General features: G+C 59.0%; 23 protein-coding genes and 2 pseudogenes. 9 read left to right on the top strand and 16 right to left on the bottom strand.

The annotated features are described in order from the left end of the window. Position 1: 1 nt before the first annotated feature. The 3 genes from IPP88_02210 to htpG form a co-directional block, all read right to left on the bottom strand. Entirely contained in the window at positions 2–676 is a 675-nt protein-coding gene (locus IPP88_02210; protein ID MBL0121574.1) for a YkgJ family cysteine cluster protein, read from the bottom strand. 57 nt (positions 677–733) lie between these two features. After that, positions 734–952, bottom strand: a complete 219-nt coding sequence (locus tag IPP88_02205) for a hypothetical protein (protein ID MBL0121573.1) — start codon at positions 950–952, stop codon at positions 734–736. Between the two features lie 232 nt (positions 953–1184). Beyond that, on the bottom strand, positions 1185–3098 hold the full coding sequence (htpG, locus tag IPP88_02200; protein ID MBL0121572.1) for a molecular chaperone HtpG: 1914 nt from the start codon (positions 3096–3098) through the stop codon (positions 1185–1187). Positions 3099–3213: 115 nt separating this feature from the next. Here htpG and IPP88_02195 point away from each other — a divergent pair, with 115 nt between their 5' ends. Next, the gene (locus IPP88_02195) at positions 3214–4518 is read left to right on the top strand and encodes an extracellular solute-binding protein (protein MBL0121571.1); all 1305 of its coding nucleotides are present in this window, start codon (positions 3214–3216) and stop codon (positions 4516–4518) included. 357 nt (positions 4519–4875) lie between these two features. On the opposite strand, the gene pssA is transcribed toward IPP88_02195, so the two are convergent. The 9 genes from pssA to IPP88_02150 form a co-directional block, all read right to left on the bottom strand. Then, complete coding sequence (pssA, locus tag IPP88_02190) at positions 4876–5469, bottom strand: CDP-diacylglycerol--serine O-phosphatidyltransferase (GenBank protein ID MBL0121570.1); 594 nt, start codon at positions 5467–5469, stop codon at positions 4876–4878. 197 nt (positions 5470–5666) lie between these two features. Further along, positions 5667–5951: a hypothetical protein gene (locus IPP88_02185; GenBank protein ID MBL0121569.1), complete on the bottom strand. Its 285-nt coding sequence runs from the start codon at positions 5949–5951 to the stop codon at positions 5667–5669. Positions 5952–6190: 239 nt separating this feature from the next. Beyond that, entirely contained in the window at positions 6191–7015 is an 825-nt protein-coding gene (locus IPP88_02180) for a formate/nitrite transporter family protein (GenBank protein ID MBL0121568.1), read from the bottom strand. Positions 7016–7085: 70 nt separating this feature from the next. Beyond that, positions 7086–7517, bottom strand: coding sequence for a PaaI family thioesterase (locus tag IPP88_02175; GenBank protein ID MBL0121567.1), 432 nt, complete (start codon positions 7515–7517; stop codon positions 7086–7088). A gap of 41 nt (positions 7518–7558) precedes the next feature. Further along, positions 7559–7969, bottom strand: coding sequence for a hypothetical protein (locus tag IPP88_02170; GenBank protein MBL0121566.1), 411 nt, complete (start codon positions 7967–7969; stop codon positions 7559–7561). A 130-nt stretch (positions 7970–8099) separates the two neighbouring features. Continuing rightward, complete coding sequence (locus tag IPP88_02165) at positions 8100–8282, bottom strand: hypothetical protein (GenBank protein MBL0121565.1); 183 nt, start codon at positions 8280–8282, stop codon at positions 8100–8102. 77 nt (positions 8283–8359) lie between these two features. Then, a complete protein-coding gene (locus tag IPP88_02160; protein ID MBL0121564.1) occupies positions 8360–8749 on the bottom strand; it encodes a hypothetical protein in 390 nt (129 codons plus the stop codon). A gap of 217 nt (positions 8750–8966) precedes the next feature. Next, complete coding sequence (locus IPP88_02155; GenBank protein ID MBL0121563.1) at positions 8967–10697, bottom strand: thiamine pyrophosphate-binding protein; 1731 nt, start codon at positions 10695–10697, stop codon at positions 8967–8969. After that, a complete protein-coding gene (locus IPP88_02150; GenBank protein ID MBL0121562.1) occupies positions 10694–11881 on the bottom strand; it encodes a TraB/GumN family protein in 1188 nt (395 codons plus the stop codon). The genes IPP88_02155 and IPP88_02150 overlap by 4 nt, the downstream gene beginning before the upstream one ends. Before the next feature lie 207 nt (positions 11882–12088). On the opposite strand from IPP88_02150, the pseudogene phnD (IPP88_02145) reads away from it, so the two are divergent. The 7 genes and pseudogenes from phnD (IPP88_02145) (at position 12089) to phnD (IPP88_02115) (ending at position 18692) form a co-directional block, all read left to right on the top strand. Then, positions 12089–13134, top strand: a pseudogene (phnD, locus tag IPP88_02145) (phosphate/phosphite/phosphonate ABC transporter substrate-binding protein). Between the two features lie 33 nt (positions 13135–13167). After that, entirely contained in the window at positions 13168–14172 is a 1005-nt protein-coding gene (gene phnD, locus IPP88_02140) for a phosphate/phosphite/phosphonate ABC transporter substrate-binding protein (GenBank protein ID MBL0121561.1), read from the top strand. Further along, positions 14172–14931 (top strand): annotated as a pseudogene (phnC, locus tag IPP88_02135) (phosphonate ABC transporter ATP-binding protein). The gene phnD (IPP88_02140) and the pseudogene phnC overlap by 1 nt, the downstream one beginning before the upstream one ends. A gap of 129 nt (positions 14932–15060) precedes the next feature. After that, positions 15061–15933: a phosphonate ABC transporter, permease protein PhnE gene (gene phnE, locus IPP88_02130; protein ID MBL0121560.1), complete on the top strand. Its 873-nt coding sequence runs from the start codon at positions 15061–15063 to the stop codon at positions 15931–15933. 14 nt (positions 15934–15947) lie between these two features. Further along, a complete protein-coding gene (gene phnE, locus IPP88_02125) occupies positions 15948–16766 on the top strand; it encodes a phosphonate ABC transporter, permease protein PhnE (GenBank protein ID MBL0121559.1) in 819 nt (272 codons plus the stop codon). Between the two features lies 1 nt (position 16767). Continuing rightward, the gene (gene gnd, locus IPP88_02120) at positions 16768–17685 is read left to right on the top strand and encodes a decarboxylating 6-phosphogluconate dehydrogenase (GenBank protein MBL0121558.1); all 918 of its coding nucleotides are present in this window, start codon (positions 16768–16770) and stop codon (positions 17683–17685) included. Beyond that, positions 17682–18692 carry a phosphate/phosphite/phosphonate ABC transporter substrate-binding protein gene (gene phnD, locus IPP88_02115; GenBank protein ID MBL0121557.1) on the top strand — a complete coding sequence of 337 codons (1011 nt, stop codon included), beginning with the start codon at positions 17682–17684 and terminating at the stop codon, positions 18690–18692. Before gnd ends, phnD (IPP88_02115) begins: the two co-directional genes overlap by 4 nt. 193 nt (positions 18693–18885) lie before the next feature. On the opposite strand, the gene greB is transcribed toward phnD (IPP88_02115), so the two are convergent. Both greB and IPP88_02105 read right to left on the bottom strand, forming a co-directional pair. Beyond that, entirely contained in the window at positions 18886–19506 is a 621-nt protein-coding gene (greB, locus tag IPP88_02110; GenBank protein ID MBL0121556.1) for a transcription elongation factor GreB, read from the bottom strand. A 2-nt stretch (positions 19507–19508) separates the two neighbouring features. Next, complete coding sequence (locus IPP88_02105; protein ID MBL0121555.1) at positions 19509–20108, bottom strand: MarC family protein; 600 nt, start codon at positions 20106–20108, stop codon at positions 19509–19511. A 216-nt stretch (positions 20109–20324) separates the two neighbouring features. Between IPP88_02105 and IPP88_02100 the strand changes: the two genes are divergently transcribed. After that, positions 20325–20750, top strand: a complete 426-nt coding sequence (locus IPP88_02100) for a universal stress protein (protein ID MBL0121554.1) — start codon at positions 20325–20327, stop codon at positions 20748–20750. A 36-nt stretch (positions 20751–20786) separates the two neighbouring features. Here IPP88_02100 and IPP88_02095 read toward each other — a convergent pair whose 3' ends face one another. Both IPP88_02095 and IPP88_02090 read right to left on the bottom strand, forming a co-directional pair. Next, positions 20787–22331, bottom strand: a complete 1545-nt coding sequence (locus tag IPP88_02095; GenBank protein ID MBL0121553.1) for a thymidine phosphorylase family protein — start codon at positions 22329–22331, stop codon at positions 20787–20789. Between the two features lie 17 nt (positions 22332–22348). After that, positions 22349–23722: an MBL fold metallo-hydrolase gene (locus IPP88_02090; GenBank protein ID MBL0121552.1), complete on the bottom strand. Its 1374-nt coding sequence runs from the start codon at positions 23720–23722 to the stop codon at positions 22349–22351. Positions 23723–23809: the final 87 nt, after the last annotated feature.

Genomic DNA, 23809 nt, shown 5'->3' with positions numbered 1-23809 from the left:
CTCAAACAAACGGCCGCTTGCCATCCCGATAGCGTTTCTCCGCCTTCGGACCGGTCAACGCGCGATGCAGTGCGAAATGCAATTCGTACAGCGTCGCATCGAGTCCGGAGTCTTCCAGGCCTTTCGCATACCCCAGTGCCACCGCATTGCCGGCCAGCCGAACCTGCTCATCTTCGATGTCCCCGGTCAGTGGCGCGGCGGTATCGTTGAACGCGTTACGACAGGTTTCCACCGACACCGAATAGTATTTGCGGCAAGTCGCGGGGCGGCCTTCGTAAACCGAGCAGACACCGTCCTCGAGCAGCGCGCAGGGAATTCCCGCGCGAATATGCTGTTCCGGCGTGAGCGGTGCAATGCGCTGCAGGTTCGCCTCGATGCGCGCCAAGGCCTGCGCGCGCTGTTCGGGTGTGAATTTCGCCTCAATGTGTTGCGCTAGCACGAACGCTTCGTGCGGTCGGATTTCCACGCGCAAGTGGCAGCAATAACTGCAGCCGCGTTCACAGGCCACTTCTACCTTGCCACGCGCAATGACGCTTTCCTGAAATTCGGCCAGACGACCATACATACGCACGGTTTGCGTGCGCGCCGCCGCAGCGTCGACCATTTTCCTGGCACGAATTTCCTCGCGTTCTCGATTGAACGCAGTCTGTATGTCAGGAGGGACGGGGGAATTCATTCCTCCATTTTGCCACGCACCCGCCGGCACGAACGCCGGAGACGCGCGGACGCCGCGTCAACTTCCGGCGGCGGGACGATCGACCAGTCTGGTCGGCTCGCGCATCCAGATCACAATCATGCCGGTGCGCTTCGCGTAATTGTCGATCAAATCCATCTTCTGGTAATCGACGACTTCCATCCGGTCCGCGGCAATGCCAAAGCTCGGCATGCTTGCGCACCCACCCAACAATGCCACCGCAAAGGTGGCCGCCAACAGAGCAAGGATTTTCTTCATGGCACGCTCCTCAATCAATCCGCGGAGGCGAGGTAATGAACAGTTGTATGCAATTGCACAAACGAATTGCCGCGCGGCGAATACACGTTACGCCTGCAAAAAGCAGTTTGCAAGCGGCCCCAGCGACAAAAATGGCGATGTTACGAATCGCTACAGAACGCAACAAATTGCGCGCGAAGAAAAGGGCAATACTTACGTTTTGCCCTTCTTCATTTGCTGCTACCTCAGCCGCTTAGTGCTTCAGCATCAGCGTATTCATGCGCTTCACGAAGTCCGCCGGATTTTCCAGTTGCCCGCCCTCGGCGAGGACCGATTGATCGAACAGCAGGCTGGCCCAATCGGCGAAATCATCATCACCGGACGCCTTCAGTTTTTCAATCACGGCATGCGCGGGATTGATTTCCAATATCGGTTTGGATCCCGGCACTTTCTGTCCCGCTGCTTTCAGCATGCGTTCCAGATTGCCCGACAACTCATTCTCGTCCACCACCAGGCACGCAGGCGAATCGACCAGGCGATGGGTGACGCGAACTTCTTTCACCTTGTCGCCCAATGCCGTCTTGATGCGCTCAACCAGCGGCTTCAATTCGTCGGCGACTTTTTCCTGTTCCTTCTTTTCTGCTTCGTCTTCAAACACACCCAGGTCGAGATCGCCCTTGGCAACCGACTGCAGTTTCTTGCCGTCGAATTCTTCCACCTGCCCGAGCCACCACTCATCCACCGGCTCGGCCATGATCAGGACTTCGATGCCCTTCTTCTTGAACACCTCCAGATGCGGGCTATTCTTGGCGGCGGCAAAACTGTCAGCGGTGACGTAGTAAATCTTGTCCTGGCCATGCTTCATGCGTGACACGTAGTCCGCCAGTGAAACCGATTGCGCGTCGTCGCTGTTGTGGGTGGAGGCAACGCGAATCAGCTTCAACAGCCGTTCGCGATTGGCGAAGTCCTCGCCGAGGCCTTCCTTGAACACCCGCCCGAATGCGCCCCAGAAAGTGGTGTACTTTTCTTTCTGGCCGGCGTCGTCGCTGTTGGCCAGGTCTTCCAGCAGGCCCAGCACTTTCTTCACGCAGCCAGACTTGATCGCTTCAACGTCTTTCGATTCTTGGAGAATTTCGCGCGAGACGTTCAGCGGCAGATTATTGGAATCGATCACACCCTTGACGAACCGGAGGTAACGCGGCAACAGATGCTCGGCGTCGTCCATGATGAACACGCGCCGTACATACAGTTTCACGCCGTGCTTGGTATCGCGTTCGAACATATCGAACGGCGGCTTGCCAGGCAGATACAGGAGCTCGGTATATTCGTGGCGGCCTTCAACCCGGGCATGCGACCAGGCCAGCGGCTTTTCCCAGTCGTGTGAAACGTGTTTGTAGAATTCTTCGTACTCGGTTTCGGTAATCTCGCTTTTGGCTCTGGCCCACAGCGCACTGGCCTTGTTGACGGTTTCGTCTTCATCCTTTTCAACCTGCGCCTGCTTGTCCTTGTCCCATTCGGTCTTCTTCATCACGATCGGCATCTGGATGTGATCGGAGTATTTGCGGATGATGGATTTCAGCCGGTAGTCGTCGAGGAATTCCTTTGCGTCTTCCTTCAAGTGCAGCGTGACTTCGGTCCCGCGTGCCACGCGCTCGGACTTGGACAGCGTGAACTCGCCGTCGCCGGTGCTGGACCACAACACGCCCTCGGTCGCCGGGTGTCCGGCCGCACGAGTGCGCAGCTCAACGCGGTCCGAGACAATGAACGCCGAATAGAAACCCACACCGAACTGGCCGATCAGGTTCGCGTCCTTTTGCTGGTCGCCGGTGAGCTTGGCAAAGAACTCCTTGGTGCCGGATTTGGCAATGGTACCGATGTTGGTGATGACATCGTCAAAAGTCATGCCGACGCCGTTGTCGGCAATCGTGATGGTGCCTTTTTCCTTGTCGATCGACAGGCGGATCTTGAAATCGGTGTCGTTTTCATTCAATGCGGAATTGGCGAGTGATTCGAAACGAAGCTTGTCGATGGCATCCGACGCATTCGAAATCAATTCGCGCAGGAAGATTTCGCGGTTCGAATAGAGCGAGTGGATCATCAACTGCAGGAGCTGCTTGACTTCGGTCTGGAAGGCGAGGGTTTGGGGTTGTTCGGCTACGGTCGACATTGTTAACTCCGTTTTATTTCAAAGGTTTACCAACTTTGCTTCGCAAATGCGGGTCATAGGCTATTTTTTCAAGTGCTAGAATTCAATCGAATTCGAAATCAACGAGGAGAACGCAATGAAATTCAAGGTATTTGGCGTCCGCGCCGCAGCGATGATGTTGATGACTTGCTTCGCTGGCCAAGTGCTGGCCGACACCGTCACCGTCATCACCTCATTCCCGAAGGAGCTGACCGAGGCCTACAAAAAAGCCTATGAGGCCAAGTACCCGAGCGACAAGGTCGAAATCCTCAACAAGAACACGGCGGCGGGCATGGCGTACGTACGCGAGCAGCCGGTCGGCAACCGCCCCGAAGTGTTCTGGGCATCTGCCCCGGACGCGTTTGAAGTACTGTCCACGCAGAAGCTTCTGCAAAAAGTCGATAGCGGCAACCCGAATATTCCCGCCAAGGTCGGCAGCTATCCGATCAACGATCCGGACGGATTGTACAAAGGTCAGGCGCTGGCGGGCTACGGCATCATGTGGAATACGCGCTACACCAAGGCCAACAAATTGCCCGACCCGAAAGAATGGGCTGACCTGATGGCGCCGGTGTATTTCGGTCATGTCGCGATCTCGTCGCCGTCGCGTTCCGGCACCACTCACCTGACGCTGGAAACCATCCTGCAAGGCGAAGGGTGGGACAAGGGCTGGAACCAGATGCTGCGCATTGCGGGCAATTGCGCGGCGATCACGGAACGCAGCTTCGGCGTGCCGGATGGCGTCTCCAACGGCCAGTACGGTGTCGGTCTGGTGGTGGATTTCTTCGGGCTGGCGCCGAAAAATTCCGGCTTTCCGGTTGAATTTGTCTACCCCAGCGTGACCGCAATTGTTCCCGCCAACATCGCGCTGGTCGCGGGCGCAAAAAATGCCGAAGCCGGCAAGCGCTTTGTGCAGTTCACGCTTTCCGAAGAAGGTCAGGCATTATTGCTCGACAAGAAGATCAGTCGCCTGCCGGTGCTGCCGTCGATGTACGCCAAGGCGCCGGCCGGTTACCCGAACCCGTTCACCGGCACCATTAAGGCGAAGGTGAATTTCGACTCGGATTTGTCGGAGACGCGATACTACGTGGTGTCATCGATGTTCGACCAGATCGTGACTTTCCGCCACAAGGAGCTTGCAGCGGCCACCAAGGCCATTCACGACGCGGACAAGCGCCTTGGCGGCAAGCCCAACGCACAACTCGAGGAGGCCCGGAAACTGGTGTTCACGCCGCCGGTCACGGAGGCCCAGGCGAAAGACAAAGTCCTGCTGGCCTTGTTCAAAGCCGACAAAAAGGATGCCGCCGCTACGTCGCAGAAAACCAAAGTCGAAGAGGAATGGGCGCAGAAAGTGAAGGCCAACTACGCAAAGGCCACCGAACTGGCCGCGGGCGCCAAGTAGGGGGCCAACGCTAAGCATCTGAATGCAAAGGACATGCAATCAACCGAAGATTTTTCGGAACTTTATGGAATTCAGCGACTCAATAAGATTGAAGTGATCGCCTTTGTAGTGAGTGAGTGAGTGAGAAAGATATTTGGGCCGCATATGATGCGGCCCATTTTTTGCCTGCCGGGACGGGGTAGAACGAAAACACAAGCACTGGCGCGGCGTTTCAGAACTTTTCGCCTGGAAAGCCGCACCAGTGCTTGTGTTTAGTGTTGATTGCCTCACTCAAAGGCGGTAATTTTCGTCATTCCCGCGCAGGTGCCCAAGGGGAAAATCAAGCTCACTGCTCCCGCTACTCCTGCGCTCCCCGCCTCACCATTTCGGGATGTGAAACCGGCTGATCATCAACGACCCCGAGACGGCGAACAACAGCACGAGCGGGTGAAGCTGGAATCCGGCAAGGCTGACGGCGCCGAACCAGAGATTTTCCCGCAACGCACCCAGCCATGCCGCCAGCATCAGCAGGAAAACGAGCAGGACGGATGACGGTATCGGCGTGCCCTCGAAATACTTCACCTTGTCGCCCCCTTCCGACAACGCTTCGGCCGTGACGTTGTAACGAGCGAGCCGCGAAACTCCGCACGCCACAAAGTAAGCCAGGACAATGCGGTCATAAAAACCCTGCATGCCGCAGCCATACGCGATGATCGCCGGGGCAACTCCGAACGAGATAATATCCGCGAGGGAATCGAGCTCCCGGCCGATCGCCGAGGTCTTCTGGCGCCAGCGGGCAATGCGACCGTCCAGGACATCGAAGATGCCCGCGACAAACACCAGTCCGCATGCATAGTAGACATGCTTGATCTCGGTCGTCTGCAGGTACGTCATCATGGAAAACAGCGCACCCGTTCCGCAGATGGCGTTGCCGAGGGTGAACCAGTCGGCGAGATGAAACTCGCGAATCATGGAGAAGGGTTTAGTCAATTTATGTACCGTCACGGAAAGTGGCATTCCGCGAGAAATGTTAGCCAAATATCAGCGTAGCACTCTTTATCGAATGCGGGTTTGATACAGCATAAGGCGAGTACCACGACGTCAGGCCGTTCTCAACCGGCCTGACGTCCCTGCCTGTACAAGTGAAGGCACAGGCAAGTTCGCCCCGATTACAGCTGCGACTTGAAGTAATGAAACGAATGCGTAAAGGCATCACGCACTTTTTCCATTTCGGCGACCATTGTTTCCCAGGTATCTTCGGAGGTTGCTTTAAGCTCCTCCATTTTGGCGACGGCGAGTTTCGATTGCTTGCGCAGCTTGCTCATTTCTTCCTTGTATTTATCCAGCGCTTCTGCCTTTGCTTCCTTGGCTTTTGCTTCCACCTTGGTCATGTTGTCATTCAGCTCGTCGAGTTGAAGTTTCATCTTGGCGATGTACGCGTCTCTTTTGGACATGGTAATGGGTCCTTGCGGTTGAAAAAAAATGTGGGCCGATGGCGGCGTGGCTATTGCATTGGCATGCGGCGCATTGGCGTGTAACAATTTCACCTCTGCATTTACAGCCAGAATAGCCGGCGCGAGACGCGGGGTCTGTACGCTCCCGTACTTACGCGCAAGGATTTTTCAGCGGTTGTCCTATTGACTTCACCGCGGCCCGACAAAGTCGTCGCTGGTTTTCCGCAACCGCGGTTACGTCACTTCTTTTCCGGCACCCGAAGGTAAATGATGTGATACACCAGTCCCACCAGCACACTGCCGCCAAGGATATTGCCCAGTATTACCGGCACCAGATTGCCGAAGAAACCGGTCCACGTAATTGCAATCGCGCCCGCTCCCACGCCGTCAAAGGTCTGCAGCAGCATTGCCAGCGGGATGAAGAACATGTTCGCGACGCTATGCTCGAAGCCGGCCGCGACGAACGCCGAGATGGGGAAGATGATGGCGGCCACCTTGTCGATTACGCTGCGTCCCGCGAGCGACATCCACACCGCCATGCAGACCAGCACGTTGCAGAGGATCGCTTTGAAAAGCGCCGTCCAGAACGGCATGCTGACCTTGGCGGCGGCGATGGCGACATATTCCTTCGCAATCGCGCCGTTGTTCATTTCCGGATGCCGGGACAGATAAACCAGCAGCGCCAATCCCGCCGCGCCGATGAAATTGCCGACGCAGACGATGACCCAGTTGCGCAGCACCTCCCGCGTGGAAATCCGCCGCTCTGCCCATGCCATCGCCAGCAGATTATTTCCGGTGAACAACTCCGCGCCGGCGACAACCACCAGAATCAGGCCCAACGAAAATACCACGCCGCCGAGTACCTGCCGCGCCGCAAAACCGAGCGAAGGGTCGGACTTGACCAGCACAAAGTACAACCCACCCAAACCGATAAACGCCCCGGCCAGCATGCTCAGCATCAGCATCGACAGCAGCGGCAGGCGCGCCTTGGCGACGCCGATGGTCTCTACCCGCGCGGCGATTTGCTTGGGGGAATAGGCATCAAGATCGAAAATCTCAGACATGGTTACTCGCATTCAAGATTGAAATTCCAGGCCGCACCTGCTCGCAGGTGCGAGAAGTTTGTCGGCGTGCTCACTTTTCATTTCGCGGCCCCACCACGGCCAGCGTCACCGTCGCCTTCGATACCAGGCGCGTCGCGTCCGGTGTGCCACAGAAAACTTCGGACTCGACAACCGTCAGCGAACTTCCCGCTTTCAACACCTTGGCGACACAGGTGAGGTGACTACCCTTCGCGGCGCGCAGCAGGCTGATCCTGAATTCGGCCGAAAGCACGTACTGGCCGCTCGCGACGAGTGTTGCGGCCGCCGCGCCGGCCGTGTGATCGGCCATGGTTGCCTGAACGCCGGCATGCACGAATCCGTCTTGCTGAAGGTGACGCTCGGCCAACACAAGCGACGTGCGGCATTCTCCCGGCACAATTGAATCCAGGCGAATCCCAAGGTCCGCGATAAACGGCGCGCGCTCGAATATTCGCGCAATTTCACTCTGTTTGGTGTCGGTCATGTTGTCCCCAGACTTGGCTGACACGGAAGTGTTTCAAAGGCTTACCGCATCAGTTGACGGATCGAGCCGCACACGGACAGCAGCTGCGGCGCATCCATGCGACCGATGATGTTGCGGATGACGGTCCCCATCACTTGCTTGGCGCCGGCCAGGCCAATGTTCGCCGATTGCTGGACGATGAACCCCGCCTTCGCGGCCTTGAGCGGCTCCATGAAGAAATAATCCATGCCCGTGTTCGTCAACTCCACGGCAATATCGGCAAGGGCGGCGCGGTGTGTCGTCGGATCCGTCGCCTGCTCCAGGGCCGTGACGGTCGAAAGTGTTTTCTTGCGAAGTTCCTCGGAATGATAGAAGCGAATGAACGGTTTTGAGACCGGTCGGGGCAATTTTGAGCCCGCTTTTTCCGGCGTTTTACGCGGCGCGGGAGATTGGCGTTTCGGTGAGGTAGCCATGTCAATAATGATACGCCCCAGGCCTGTGGGGACTTACGTCAAGTTGATCATTCGCTTGCGCTAAATCAGGAAAACATGAATTAGTCCACCACTGGTGATCTAGCGGCACCGGCATTCGGCACAGGCGCATTCATGCGCGCGGCATGAGCCTGACCAAGCGCCACGCCCAGAGGCAGAACGCCGCCGCAAAAACGGCGCTGCCCACATACCAGGGATTCTTCAACAAGCCCGATCCTTCCTCAATGAAGCGCCATATGTGAACGCCGACGAGCAGGCCCAATACCGCGCCGGCGGTGATGACGTGTGTCTTCATGGGATCCCTTCGGTTTAAGAACGTGCCGTTGCGTGCCGCCTTAGCGCCTAGATATGGCGCACCGTGGTATCGCGGCGTCACGCAAACCATACGAGCGAAACCGATTGATCAGGCGCGCGTGTCTCACTCGTGGCCTCCCTCAACGCTTTCACCATGCCCCACACCTCATTGCGAGCAGTAGCGAATGATGCGTCTCGCTGATTGATATGTGCACCATCTTCAAGCGGCGAATGGTCGGGAGCGTACCCGCCTGATCCCCGCTCAGACCCTGTGCGAAGGAGATGCATTGTGACGAGCGGACCAATAAAAGGAAGCAGCCAGACGAATGCCAATTGTGCAAGAGAGCGGCCAACGCTGTCTCGCCCCTGAATGACACGACGAGAGGCGATGACTGCGATCGCAAAACCAAAAAACAGAATGACGATGAATATCAATTCAATAGGTGCCATGGCATCGAGTGCTGTCACATGCGGCGAATAGAAGCGAAGATAATCACTATGAACAATACGTTGTCAGCAACGCTGCGGCATAACATCACCTTCAACAGATTCGCGAAACACAGCAGCAAGGCTCTGAGCAAGAAAATGCTGGTGAAAAGTCTCAAACCAAACAAACCCTAGCACTGTTGCGCCTCTCCAGCCATTATTCCTCCAAACGCCGCACCAGTGCTAGCGTTTAGCATTCTTACCCATTCGCCGCCGCCCGTATCGCCGCCAACGTCGTATTCGGCGAAATCGCTTCAGGATCAATCCTAATCTCGATCAACGCCGGCTTGCCCGCCTTCATCGCGCGCGCAAACGCTGGAGCGAATTCCGCGGTGTTCTCCACCACTTCACCGTGCGCACCGAACGCGCGCGCATACGCGGCGAAATCCGGGTTGGTCAGCGCGGTGGCGTGCACGTTGCCGGGATACTCGCGTTCCTGATGCATGCGGATGGTGCCATACATGCCGTTGTTGACGACGATGAAAATCACATTGAGCTGGTACTGCACGGCGGTGGCGAGTTCCTGCCCGGTCATGAGGAAGCAGCCGTCGCCGGCGAAGGCGATGACGGTGCGGTCACGATACAGAGCCTTGGCGCCGATCGCGGCGGGCACACCGTAGCCCATCGCGCCCGACGTCGGCGCCAGCTGCGTGCGGAAGCCGCGATAGCGATGGAAGCGATGTACCCAGGTGGCGTAGTTGCCGGCGCCGTTGCAGAGAATCGCGTCGGCGGGCAGCACGCCCTCAAGGTGCTGCATGACCTCCCACATCTGCACCTTGCCGGGGATTTCCTTTCGCGCCTGCCATGCCTGATAGTCGGCGTTGGCGTCGCGCGTCCATGCGTCCACACCCGCTTCCACGCCCGCGCGCGTTACGCGTGGCATGGCGGCGAGTGCACGCGCCATCGCGGGCATCGTGGCATTGATCATGAGGTCGGCCTGATAGACGCGGCCGAGTTCTTCCGCGCCGGCGTGAATGTGCACCAGTTTTTGCAGCGGCAGCGGTGCGTTGATGAGGCCATAGCCACTGGTAGTCATCTCGCCGAGCCGCGGGCCGATGGCGATCACGAGGTCGGCGGCTTTGATGCGAGCCGCCAGTTTGGGGTTAATGCCGATGCCGATATCGCCGGCGTAATTCTGGTGCGCGTTATCAAACAAATCCTGGAACCGGAACGCGCAGCCGATGGGCAGCTGTTGCGTATCGATGAAATGCTTTAGATCCGCGCAGGATTCCGTGCCCCAGCCGGAGCCGCCGACGATGACGAACGGGCGCTCGGCACTCTGCAGCAGGCCGGATAACCGCATCAACGCGTGTTCGCCCGGCGATGTCGTCACGCGTTGCCAGGCGCGCGCATCGGCCACCTCCGCCTGCGAGGAGAGCATGTCCTCCGGCAACGCCAGCACCACCGGCCCCATGCGCCCACTGGTCGCAACCTGATAGGCGTGTGCGATGAATTCCGGGATGCGATCGGCGCGATCGATCTGCGCGACCCATTTCGCCATCTCACCAAACATGCGGCGATAGTCGATTTCCTGAAAGGCTTCGCGCTCGACAAAATCGCTGCCGACCTGACCGATGAAGAGAATCATCGGTGTTGAATCCTGGAACGCCGTGTGCACGCCGATGGACGCGTTGGTCGCGCCCGGCCCGCGCGTCACAAAGCAGATGCCGGGCTTCCCGGTGAGTTTGCCGTACGCTTCGGCCATGTTCGCGGCGCCACTTTCGTGGCGGCAGGTAATAAGTTCGATCGCGTCGCGGCTCGCGTACAGCGCATCGAGCACCGGCAGGTAGCTTTCGCCAGGCACGCAGAACGCGAGATCGGCGCCGTGAATTTTCAGTTGATCGACCAGAATCTGACCGCCGGTGCGGGATACGTGCGTGGGGAAAGCGTCTACGGGGGAAGCGTGCGCGCCGGAATTTGAGTTCTTCATTTTTGCGTGACCTCATAGCCTTTGGACTTGAGCATCTGGATCAGACCGCGCGGCCCCACCAAATGCAGCGAGCCCACGGCGACAAAATACGGATCTTTTCCGGCCAGGTATTTTTCGATTTTTTTCAACATGGCGTCATGCCGCCCATGCAACATGATCTCGTCGAGTTGAGCGGAAAGGCGCATGCCGCGATTGACGTCCGCGGTCACCTCCGCCATCAGCCTGGCATCGCCGCTCTGCCAGGCATTCACCATGCCGATCACCTGATCGCCAGAACGTCCCAGCTCGAGCGTGGCGATGGCATTGTCGAGAAACGCCTCCTGCAATTCGCCCGGCATGTTGGCAAGCATTTCCAGTTGCGCGCGAACCGACTCCAGCTCCTCCACCGGCTTGCGGGCCTCCTTGGCGCGAGCAAGAAGGTAGGCATCGACGCCCAGGTTCATGTCATAGCCAAGCCGGGAAAATTCCGCCGCGGACAAGAGCCCACCGATCGCGAATGGCTTCATCGGCTTCGCCGCTTCTTCGGGGATGCGCAGACGCACCAGTTGCGTTCTGAGCCGGTCGTAAATCGGCTTGGGGATGTTTTTGTCGAGCGCGTCAGGAGGCAGGTAACTGATCAGCGCATCCAGGTCGTCCGCCGCCTGACTGCTGACGTCCGCCTCGACCACCAGCTTTGCAGAAGAGTCAAACGCAGTTTCCACCGCTTCCGGCAATGGATAAAACGCGCGTTTGCCGACGTGCATGGTGCCAAACAGCCAAATCACGTTGGACGGCGACTTCACTTCCCACAGGAATGACTTCGTGGCCGACGGTACTGGAGCGGGCCCGATGCGCATCAGGGGCGAGGCGGATGCCGCGGGCAGTGTGATTGCCTGATCTCCGGCCGCAGGCATCGGGGCGTTCGGCAGAATGGCCTTTGGCGGGTCCGGCTTCAGCTCGTCGTTTTTCGGTGCATCGGGCCGTGGTGAATCGGGCCGCGGTGTATCGGACATCGGCGCATCGCGTTTCCGTGTGTCGGGCTTCGGCGCGGGTTGCGTGGGATCGTATGTCTGGCTGCCGCTTGCCGCGACCGGGGGCAGCAACGGCGACGGTGGCGGTGGGTTCGCGCCGGTTGCTGCCAGCGAAGAACCAAGACTAAACGAAAGTGCAATCGTCAGCGCGACGGAAATGCGATTCAGGTTCATGGTGTTCAATCAGATCAAGAGACTGGGTCAACGGTTCTCGCAGAGCTCACTTTCCCCGCGCAATAGCGCAATTTTCGCAGGAATACCCCACGCCCGCGCGGCGACTTCGCAGCAACGGCAACGGACTGCTAAAATTGCCCGGCGAAATGAGCTCGATATGAAAGCCCGATACGAGAGCCCGATACGAACCGAAATGTGAGGAGCATCATGAAGTCATTGCGTCGCTTTACCAATACCGTCAATCCGCTGCTCGCCGCATTATTTGTCACGCTGGCCGCCGGCACCGCGCTCGCGCAGGAATGCAAGAACCGTGGCGACCTCGACGCCATGTATTGCGATGACAACAAAGACCTGGTCGCCGATACGCCAAAGGACCCGAAGAAACTGAAGATTCCGAATACCGTCGTCTTCACCTATACGCCGGTCGAAGACCCGCCGTGTACGAAAAAGTTTTCTCGCCCTTCACCGAGGCCCTCGGCAAATGTCTGTCCAAGAAAGTGGTGTTCTACCAGGTCCAATCGAATGCGGCCGAAATCGAGGCGATGCGCTCGGGGCGTTTGCACGTGGGTGGATTTTCCACCGGGCCGACGGCGTTCGCGGTCAACCTCGCCGGCGCCGTCCCGTTTGCGGTCAAGGGTGACGCCAAGGAGTATCAGGGCTACCACCTGATCGTGGTGGTCAAAAAGACTTCGCCATTCATGAAGCTTTCCGATCTGAAGGGAAAGAAAGTCGCGCACACCGCGCCCTCGTCCAATTCCGGGCATATGGCGCCGATGGCATTGTTCCCGGGCGAAGGACTCACGCCCGAAAAGGATTACAAGATTCTGTTTTCCGGCAAGCATGACCAGAGCGTGATGGGCGTGAACTCGGGCGACTACGATGCCGCGGCCGTGGCGTCCGATGTTTACCATCGCATGGCGACGCGCGGCCAGATCAAGGAAGATGATTTCCGCATCATCTACAAGAGCCAGAAATTTCCGACCTCTAGTTTTGCGTACGCGCATGATCTCGAACCGGCGTTTGCGGAAAAACTGGTGAAGTGCTTTACCGACTATCGGTTTACGCCGGAGATGCAAAAAGCGTTCGATGGCGCGGACCGGTTCTTCCCCGCAACGTTCCAGAAAGACTGGGAAGTCGTGCGCAAAGTCGCAGAAGGATCGGGCGAAGCGTTCAACCGCGCCAACTACGACAAGCAAACGGCAAAGGAAGCGGAAGCGGCGAAGAAGAAGGCGGAAGCGCCGAAGAAACCCTGACGGCGTGCGATCGCCTCACGTTAAAGCCGCTGCTTGAACAACGTCCTGATTGCCGCATTGCTGGCTCTCGCCTGCGTCCCCGCGTGGTCGCAGGATGTCTGCAAACACCGCGGCAATCTTGATCCGCACTACTGCGACGAAGACCTCGACCTGACGGCTGATGCACCCAAGGATCCTTCGAAGCTGCGCAATCCGGCGTCGCTGCTGCTGAGCTATTCGCCACAGGAAGACACCGCCACCTACGAAAAACTCTGGGCGCCGTATGTTGATCACATGGCGCAATGCAGCGGCCGCAAAGCTCGACTGTTTCAGGTCCAGTCGAGCGCGGCGGTCGTGGAGGCCTTTCGCTCCGGGCGCATCCAGTTCAGCATGCTGGCAACCGGTGACACGCCTTTCGCCGTCAATGTCGCGGGCGCGGTGCCCTATGCTGGCATCGGCAGCCGCACCGGAAACGTCGACAGCCTGCTGCGCTATCATGTTGTGGTGCTGGTAAAAAACGACAGTTCCTATCGAAAGCTGGCCGACCTCGCCGGCAAGCGCGTCGCGCATACTGCCCCTTCTTCCCTCTCCGGCAACATGGCGCCGCGCGCGCTGTTCACCGCCGAGGGCCTGACGCCGGACAAGGATTACAAGGTGATCTACTCCGGCAAACATGACAACTCGATTACCGGCGTCCTGCGCGGCGATTACGATGCCGCCGCCGTGGCGGACGACGTGCTCGATCGCATGCTCACACGCGGCCTCGTCAAACCGAATGAATATCGCATCATTTACAAAAGCAAGCCGTTCCCTTCTGGCAGCATGGTGTTGGCGCATGATCTCGAACCTGCCTTGGCCAAAACCATTCGCGATTGCACGCTTTCCTACCGCTTTTCACCCGAACTGGTCGAGGCCTTTCAAGGCTCGGATCGATACGTGCCTCTCGATTACAAGCGCGATTTCGAAGGCGTGCGCGAGGTCGTCCTCAAGAGTGGCGAGGCGGTCGATCGTGCCGGCGCTGAACGCAAAACTGACAACAAGCTCACGGGCAAACCATGATTGATCGCTCTCTCCAGATTCGCGGCCTGGTCAAGGAATACAAACGCGGCGTGCCAGTGCTCAGAGGCATTGATCTCGATATCGCCGGCGAAGGCATCACCGCCATCATCGGCCCATCAGGCACCGGGAAATCCACGCTGATCCGCTGTATCAATCGCCTGGTCGAGCCGACCGCGGGCACGATCATGTTTCAAGGGCAGGATCTCGCGCAACTCAAGGGCGCGGAACTGCGTGCCGCGCGCAGGCGTATCGGCATGGTTTTTCAGGAATACAACCTCGTCGAGCGCCTGACGGTGATGGAAAATCTGCTCACCGGACGCCTAGGCTACATGTCGGCGTTCAATGCCTGGCTACGCAAGTTTCCACAGGCCGATATCGATGAGGCGTACAACTTGCTCGATACGGTCGGGCTGGCGAGTTTCGCCAACCAGCGCGCCGACAGTCTTTCCGGCGGCCAGCGCCAGCGCGTCGGCATCGCGCGCGCGGTGATGCAGCAGCCGGAAATTTTACTGGCCGACGAACCGACCTCCTCGCTCGACCCGAAGACCTCCGTCGAGATCATGGAACTGATGGCCGATCTTGGCCGGCAAACGCAATATCCCGGTGGTGGTGAACATCCACAATGTCAATCTCGCCAAGCGATTTTGCGGGCGCATGATCGGCATGACGGGTGGCAAGGTGGTGTTTGACGGCGATCCGTCGCAGTTGAACGACGCGCACCTGAAAGAGATTTACGGCGGGGAGAACTGGATTGAATGACCTCTTTCTGTCATTCCGAAAGGCGCGAAGTGCAGTGAAGAATCTCGACGAATCAACAGGCGCGACGCAAGGGTGCGCACCTGGATCCTTCGCTTCGCTCAGGATGACACTCGGAGATTTACGTCGGCGATGAACGCAAATAGTCTTGCAGCTCCCCGCAACCCCTTTCCCACCCATTGGCCCACACGCATCGGCTGGCTGGCGCTGCTCGGCTACGTCGTCTGGGCCGCGGCACAGCTCGATTTCACGTGGACACGCTTTGTCTCCGGCCTTGGCAACCTCGACCGCTTTCTGTCGCGCATGTTCCCACCCAATTTCGGTGGCGACAAATGGGAGATGATCGTCAAGGGCCTCACCGAAAGCCTGGAGATTGCCGTCATCGCCACCGCCATCGGAATCGTGATTTCGCTGCCGATCGGCCTCATGTCCGCGCGCAATCTTTCCCCGACGTGGATTTCATGGCCGGCGCGCATGCTGATCGCGCTTTGCCGCTCGTTTCATCCGGTGATCGTTGCGATCATCTTCGTAAAGGCGGTGGGATTCGGTGCCATCGCGGGTATTGGTGCATTGGTCGTCGGCTCGATCGGTTTTATCTCGAAATTGTTCGCTGAGGCGATCGAGGAAATCTCCTTGAAGCAGGTCGAGGCGGTGCGCGCGTCGGGTGCATCGTTTGTCAATGTGCTTACCTATGGCGTGCTGCCGCAGGTGTTCGGACGCTTTCTGGGCTTTTGCACCTATCAGCTCGATTCCAATCTTCGCAACTCCACGATGGTCGGTATCGTCGGCGCCGGCGGCGTGGGCGGCACGCTGTTCGCCGCGTTCCAGCGCTTCGATTACGATTTTGTCCTGGCGATCCTGATCAGCATCATCACGCTGATTTTTATTGGCGAGATTCTCTCCAATATCCTGCGCGCGGTTTTCCTTGACAATAGAACTGTGTCCGCCTGGGTTGGAAAGAGCGCATCGAGCCCCGTAATTGTCCAGCGTGGCGCGGAAGAATGAAATTGAATGCGCAAATGAATTCTTCTGCCCCGGCATTGCAACCAATCAACCGCGAATGGCATCGCTTTTCGCCCGAGCAGCGCATCATCCGCTTCGCGTTCTATTTCATCGCCGTGGCCGCGCTGGTGATGTCGCTGCGGCATATCGAATTCATACCGGAATTCCTCTACGACGCTCCCGCGCAGATTCAGGACTTCTTCGCGCGCATGTGGCCGATCGACAAGGGGTTCTACGCCAAATCCGTGCACGAAGCGCTGATCGAGACCTTGAACATCGCCACCCTCGGCACCCTGCTCGCCATCCTGCTAGCGTTTCCGGTCGGAATGATGGCGGCAAACAATCTGGTGCCGGTCACGGCGATCAACTATTTCGCCAAGCTGGTACTGGTGTCGTCGCGCTCGGTCAACTCGCTGGTCTGGGCGCTGCTGTTTATTGCCGTTTTCGGGCCCGGTGCGCTGGCGGGAACCCTGGCGATTGCGTTTCGCTCCATCGGCTTTGTCGGCAAACTGTTCGGCGAGGCGCTGGAAGAAGCCGCGCCCGGACCGATCGAAGCATTGACTGCGGTCGGCGCATCGCGCGGCAGCGTGTTCCTCAAAGGCTACTGGCCGCAGGTGAAGCCGGCGTTCTGGTCGATCGCGCTGTTTCGCTGGGACATCAACGTGCGCGAATCCGCCGTGCTCGGACTGGTTGGCGCCGGCGGCATTGGCATGGCGATGGATACTGCCATGAACCTGTTTCGCTGGGATCAGGTGGCGGTGGTACTGTTAACCATTTTCGCCGTGGTGATCACAGCCGAAATCCTCGTAACGTTCATCAGAAAAAGAGTGCTTTAGCATGCAAATTGGAATGATAGGGTTGGGCAAGATGGGCGCCAATATGGCGACGCGGCTATGCCGCGCCAACATCCACGTGGTCGGCTATGACGCGAGCGGTAAATCCGTCGATGCGCTCATCAATGAACCCGGCTTTGATGGCGCCTATTCGCTGGATGCGTTGTTGAACGCCCTGCCCTTGCCGCGCAAGGTGTGGGTAATGTTGCCCGCCGGAAAAGCCACCAATCAGACGCTGGACGAATTGCGCCTGAAGATGGCGCCCGGCGATCTGGTGGTCAACGGCGGCAACAGCTTTTACAAGGAAACCGTCGTTGCCGCCGAGGCATTCAGGCTGGCTGAGATTCAGTTCGTCGATGTGGGCGTTTCCGGTGGTGTTCACGGGCTGGAGAACGGTTACTGCATGATGGTCGGCGGCGAATCCACCGCCATCCAGCGACTGGCGCGAACGCTCACGGCGCTGGCCCCGGAGCCGAATCAATGGCTGCACACCGGCCCCTGCGGCGCGGGGCACTACGTCAAAATGGTCCACAACGGCATCGAGTACGGGATGATGCAGGCCTATGCGGAAGGCTTTGCATTGCTGGCGGCCAAACGGGAATTCGACTTCGATGTGGGCGCCATCGCCGAAAATTGGCGGCAAGGCAGCGTGGTGCGATCCTGGCTGCTCGATCTCACCGCCAAGTTTTTGAAAGATGATCAGGAACTCGTCGGTATCGTCCCGCTCGTGCCCGATTCCGGCGAAGGCCGCTGGACGGCCATGGAAGCCATTGAACTCGGCGTCCCGGCGCCGGTGATGTCGCTGGCGCTGATGTCGCGCTTCGCCAGCCAGGGGCACGACGAATATGAAGCCAAGCTGCTGGCGATGATGCGCAAAGGCTTTGGCGGACACAGCGTGACCAATCGGGAAGGTGAAGAATGAAAACCAACATCAGAAGCATTCTTTGGGGCGCCGCCGCTTTGGCCGGAAGCGTGGCATTCGGCGCGTCCGCGCAGACCTGCGGAAATCGTGGACAGCTCGATGACCTTTATTGCGATGCCGATCGCGATATGGTGGCTGACGCACCCGCCGACAAAGCGAAATGGAAAAACCCCTCGACGTTGATCTTCACTTACACCCCGATCGAAGATCCGGCGGTGTACCAGAAGATCTTCGTGAACTTCCAGGAGCACCTCGGCACCTGCACCGGTAAAAAGGTCGTGTACTACCAGGTGCAATCGAACGCGGCGCAAATTGAAGCCATGCGCGCGGGGCGCTTGCATCTTGGCGGGTTTTCGACCGGCTCCACCGGCTACGCGGTGAATCTCGCTGGCGCCGTGCCCTTCGCCGTCAAGGGAGATGCCAGCGGCCCGCGTTCGTATCACCTGGCGGTTATCGTGAAAGCCGACAGCCCTTACCAGAAACTCACCGACCTCAAGGGCAAGAAAATCGCGCACTCCGCGCCGTCGTCGAACTCCGGCAATCTCGCGCCGCGCTCGCTCTTGCCCCCCGAAGGTCTCACGCCCGACAAGGACTACAAGCCGCTGTTCTCCGGCAAGCACGATCAATCGATCATGGGCGTGAACACGGGAGACTATGACGCCGCCGCCATCGCCGACGACGTGCTCGAACGTATGGCCAAGCGCGGCGTGGTGAAAGCCGAAAACTTCCGTACGCTCTACCGCAGCGCACCGTTCATCACCTCCAGCTTTGCCTATGCCCACGATCTCGATCCGGCGCTGGCAGCGAAGATCAGGGAATGTTTCATGAGTTACAAATTCACGCCGGAGATGACGAAGGAATTCAACGGCGACGATCGCTTCCACCCGGTGAATTACCAGCGCGATTGGGCGGTGGTACGCAAGGTCGCGGAAGATACCGGCACGGCGTTCAATCGCGCGGCGTTTGAGCGGGAGAATGCCAAAGAGGCCGAGGCGAAGAAGAAATAGACCGACACGAAGCAGTTGCCGTCATTCCGCGCCGGCGGGAATCACCGGTTTTAACCTTGCAGGTCGCGCTGCCCCCTGCATGGGCCAGCCGACTCGCGAACGATTCGCAGGCGAATCGAAACCTGCGCTAAACCTCAAGCACTGGCGCGGCCTACAGACCATTTTTGCCCGTAAACCCCCGCCAAATGGCGATCTACGTCTTTTTGTCGACCGGAAACGCCACTTCCGTCGGTACAAACGCCTCCACCTCAATGCGCACGTAGCGCACGTCGATCACGTCCAGTTCTTCCGCGCCGCCTGGCGCGCGCAACATGACTGCGTCGCCCGGGCGCGCCTTCATGAGCGCACGCGCGATCGGTGATATCCAGCTGATGTGATTGCGGCTGAGATCGACCTCGTCGATGCCGACGATGGTGATGGTATTTTCGTCACCATTCCCGTTGGCGTAGGTCACGGTTGCACCGAAGAACACCTGATCGGCGATTTCTTCGTCGCGCGGAATTTCCGGATCCACCACTTCCGCGATATCAAGGCGCTTGGTCAGGAAGCGCAGCCGCCGGTCAATTTCGCGCAGACGTCTCTTTCCGTACTGGTAGTCAGCATTCTCGCTACGATCGCCATTCTTCGCGGCCCATGACACGGCAGCCGTCACGGCGGGACGATCTTTCTTCAGCAAATACTGGAATTCATCTTTGAGCCGCTGATGGCCGCCGGGCGTGATGTAGTTCTTGCTTCCGGCCGGTAACGGCGAGGCGCTTTCCTCGCCGTCATCGTCGTCGTCCTGCTCGTTTTCTTTGGTGAAGGCTTTGCTCATGGCTACTTCAATTGCTGCAGGAATTGCTTGATGCCGCCCAGCAGCATCTCCACCGCAATCGCCGTCAGAATCAGCCCCATCAGGCGCTCAATGGCTTCCATGGCGCGCTTGCCGAGCCATCGCTCGATTCTCTCGCCCATCACCAGCAGTATCGCCGACACCAGCATTGCCGCCGTCATCGCCCCGATCCACGTGCCCAGTTTCGCGGGATCGCGCGACACCATCAGCATGACGGTCGCCAGCGCCGACGGGCCGGCGATCAGCGGAATGGCCAGCGGCACGATAAATGGTTCGTGCTCCAGCGATTCACCAAACACGCTCTCCTCGGGCTTGAACACCATGCGGATCGCGATCATGAACAGAATCACCCCGCCGGCGATGGACAGCGAGATTTCGGACAGGCCCATCACGTCGAGAAATTGTCGCCCGCCAAACATGAAGGCGAGCAGGATGAGGTAGGCGATAAAGCACTCGCGTATCACCACGCGCGCGCGGCGCGACGAATCGACCTGCTTCAGTAGCGATGCGACCACCGGCAGGTTGCCGAGCGGGTCGAGCACCAGAAACAGCAGGACAAAGGCTGAGATGAGATCGGCGTTCATCCCGCAATCTTACCGCGAGGCGCCGCCCGCAATGAAAACCGTTTCCCGCAATCGGGCGCGAAGGTCGAACGCCAGGGCCAAATAACCTCGGCATTGACAAGCATCAACGCGCCGGACGCTTCCGGCGCTATAGTTCATCATGGATGGTGGTATTTGCCATCGTCCATGATGTTGTCAACCTTAATGCCAATCCTGATGGATGGAAGGAATGCGACCATGAAAGTACTCGTTGCTATTGATGGATCAGACAGCGCATTGCGCGCATTGCGTTACGTCATCGAACATTCCGACATGTTTGGCGGCGCGCCGGAAGTGATACTGCTGAACGTTCATTTGCCGATCCCTTCGCCACGCGCGAAGGCGGTGCTGGGTCACGAAGTCGTCGAGCAGTATTACAAGGATGAAGCCGAGGAGTTGCTCGCCCCGGCGCGTGCATTGCTGGCGGGCACCCGCTGCAAGTCAATCGAAATGCCCGTGGTCGGCCAGCCGGCGAGCGAGATCATCGACGCCGCGAAGAAACATGACTGCGGCATGATTGTGATGGGCACACACGGTCGGAGCGCGCTCGGCAACCTGTTCATGGGGTCGGTCGCCATGCGGGTTATTGGAGAATCGCCGATTCCGGTACTGGTGACGAAGTAAACCGGAAAGCACGTTGCGTGTGCCCGTGATGGCCGGCTATTCGTGCTCCATCCTGAAGATTTCCGGATTCGTGGCTAACACGTCCAGCGCGTATTGAAGTTCGCCCGGCGATTCAGCATGCAGGGTGAAAAGCGGTGAGCCCTTTTCCACACGGCTCCAGCACGCCACATGCAGGTCAATGCCGGCAGCAGGCGCCTTTGGCGCACCGGCAAGTTTGGCGATACGCGCCAGCTGGCGATTGCCGACTTCGACGATGCGCCCGGTATGCCCGGCGAGGACGACATGGGTAAACCCGGCTCGGGTCGGTTCGCGGAATCCGCCCTGCGCTTCGCAGATTGCCAGGAACTTGACAAGCGCCTGACCCGAATCAAGTAACTTTTCGGCCGTCGCGTATCCCTCACCTTCGCGCGCGGCTTTGCAGAATTCCAGCAGCGCGCCTGCCAGTTGCAAAGCACGTTCCCGCAAGTCCAGCGGCGCATCCCTGGTTCGTCGCAACACAGCCAGTACGTCGCGCGCTTCCAGCGCCGGGCCGATGCCACGTCCGACCGGCTGCAGGCCATCGGTATAAATCGTCTGCACCGCGAGCCCAAGTTCTGCGCCAACCTGCTCGAGCAGGTTGCCGAGTTTCCGCGCCGCGCCGTGACTACGCACTTTGGCGGTCGGCCCCACAGGAATGTCGATGATGGTATGTGTCGAGCCCGCGGCAATCTTCTTGGAAATCACCGATGCCACCATCTGCGCCGGGCCATCGAGATTGAGCGGCCGCTCAACCGATATCAGCGCATCATCGGCCGGGCTCAGCGTCACCGCACCGCCCCAGACGATGCACGCGCCTTCGCGCTCGACGATGCGGCGCATCGACGCCATGTCATGCGCGACCGGCGCCAGCACTTCCATGGTATCGGCGGTGCCTGCGGGGGAGGTGATGGCACGCGAGGACGTCTTCGGCATCGTCAGGCCCGCCGCCGCAATGATTGGGACAATGATCAGCGAGGTCCGATTGCCGGGCAATCCGCCAATGCAGTGCTTGTCGGCAATCGGTTTGTCGGATGCGTGCGGCCATTGCAGGCGCGACCCCACATCCACCATCGCCCGCGTCAGCGCAATGACTTCCGCGAGCGACATGTGTCCCGCGGCGCATGCGGCCACAAAAGCGGCAATGTGTATGTCGGCATAGTGGCCCGCCGCGATGTCCTTGATAATGGCGCCCAGATCCTGCTGGCTCAGAACCTCGCCGAACAATTTGGCGCGCACCCCGCGCAGCGATTCAAGGTCGGGCGCATGACTGATGGCCGGCGAATCGCCCTCGGTCGCGCCCAGCGCCTTCCACGCCCATGTCGACAGGCCGATTTCTTCGATGCTTAGCAAATCGGAATCGATGACGTTGAGCGTGGCGATGATTTCGCGACCATTCAATTGCACACGCAGGCGCGCCTGTGCCGCAAAGCCCTCGGATCGGCAGATAAGGCATTCGCGGTGGATGTAGATCACGGGCTGCTTGTACGTATCAATGCCCAGCCACTTGAGACGCAACTGGTTCGACAGCGTGCGGGGCGCTTGTGCGGCCAGTGGTGTTTCCAACGGCGCCGCGGGAACGCTCAAGTTCGCCCGCCAAAATCGAGCGTCACGGTTTCAAGGTGGTCGGGCACATGCGCATCCCAGTTCAACTCCTCACGGATTCGCTTGCGCAGCGTATCCGCCGCCTCCGGGTCGCCGTGGGTGACGAAAACCCGGCGCGGCGGGCGTTCAAAGCCTTTTAGCCACGCCATGATCTCGTCGGCGTCAGCATGCGCCGAGTACCCCGTGATCTGGTGGACTTCCGCCCGGATCGGCACCCTTTGTCCGAATATTTTTACTTCCGCCGCACCGGCAACAATTGCCGCACCGCGCGTACCGCCAGCCTGATAGCCGGTCAGCACAATTGCGTTCCGCGGATCCGAGGCATATGCAATCAGGTGATGCAGGACACGCCCGCCGGTCGCCATGCCACTCGCCGCGATAATGACAGCCGGCATTTTCAGCGAATTCAGCGCTTGCGATTCTTCAACGGAATTGACAATGGTCGCGGCGGTACACATGCCGCGACTTTCATCCGGTGAAAGGTGATGCAACGAAGCGTGCCGCTTGTATAGCGTGGTGGCATTGGTCGCCATCGGGCTATTGAGGAATACCGGCAGGTCGGGAATTTCCTTGCGGGTCTTGAGCCGGTGAATGGCGTAAAGCAATTCCTGCGCGCGGCCCACGGCGAATGAAGGCACCACAATGATTCCACCGCGCGCGGCGGTTTTCCGGATAATCTCGCCTAGCTGCTTTTCAGGATCAGCGCCATCGTGGCGCCGGTCGCCGTAGGTGGATTCGACCACAAGATAATCCGCGCGCTTGATTTGCACCGGCGGGGACATGATCAAATCATGCGGACGACCCAGATCGCCGCTAAAGACGATATTGCCGCGCGACGTCGCGATCTCGACGATTGATGCCCCTAGCAAATGGCCGGCAGGCCGCAGCATCGCCTGCATGCCCGGTAGAACTTCCCACGCCTTTTCCATCGGCATTGTCTTCAGACTGGCAAGACACGCGTGCGCGTCCTCCTTGGTGTACAGGGGCAGTGCAGGATGATGCTTTGAAATCCCATGGCGATTGAGATATTTCGCCTCTTCTTCCTGCAGGTGCCCGCTGTCAGGCAAGAGGATGCCGCAAAGGTCCCGGGTTGCCGCACTGGCAAAGACTGGGGTGCGCATGCCATCCCGAACCAGCGCCGGCAGATACCCGCTATGATCGAGGTGCGCGTGCGTCAGTATCGCGGCATGAATCGATTGTGGTCGTACAGGAAAGGGGGACCAGTTCCGCAGCCGCAGGACCTTATATCCCTGAAACAGCCCGCAATCGATAAGGAGGCGGCGTTTGTCGTGATCCACGATATAGCGCGAACCGGTTACCGTTCCCGCCGCGCCAGCAAATTTCAGTTTCATTCCAGAGCCCCTTGACGATGTCGTCAGATTGTCACGCCGGGGCGGAAGGGATCTTGATCAAACGCAAACCCGCGTCGGGGAAACGCC

Source organism: Betaproteobacteria bacterium, from assembly GCA_016720925.1.
Classification (GTDB): Bacteria; Pseudomonadota; Gammaproteobacteria; order Burkholderiales; family Usitatibacteraceae; genus UKL13-2.
The sequence above is the reverse complement of the archived record's forward strand: the minus strand, read 5'-3'. Positions and strand labels throughout refer to the sequence as shown.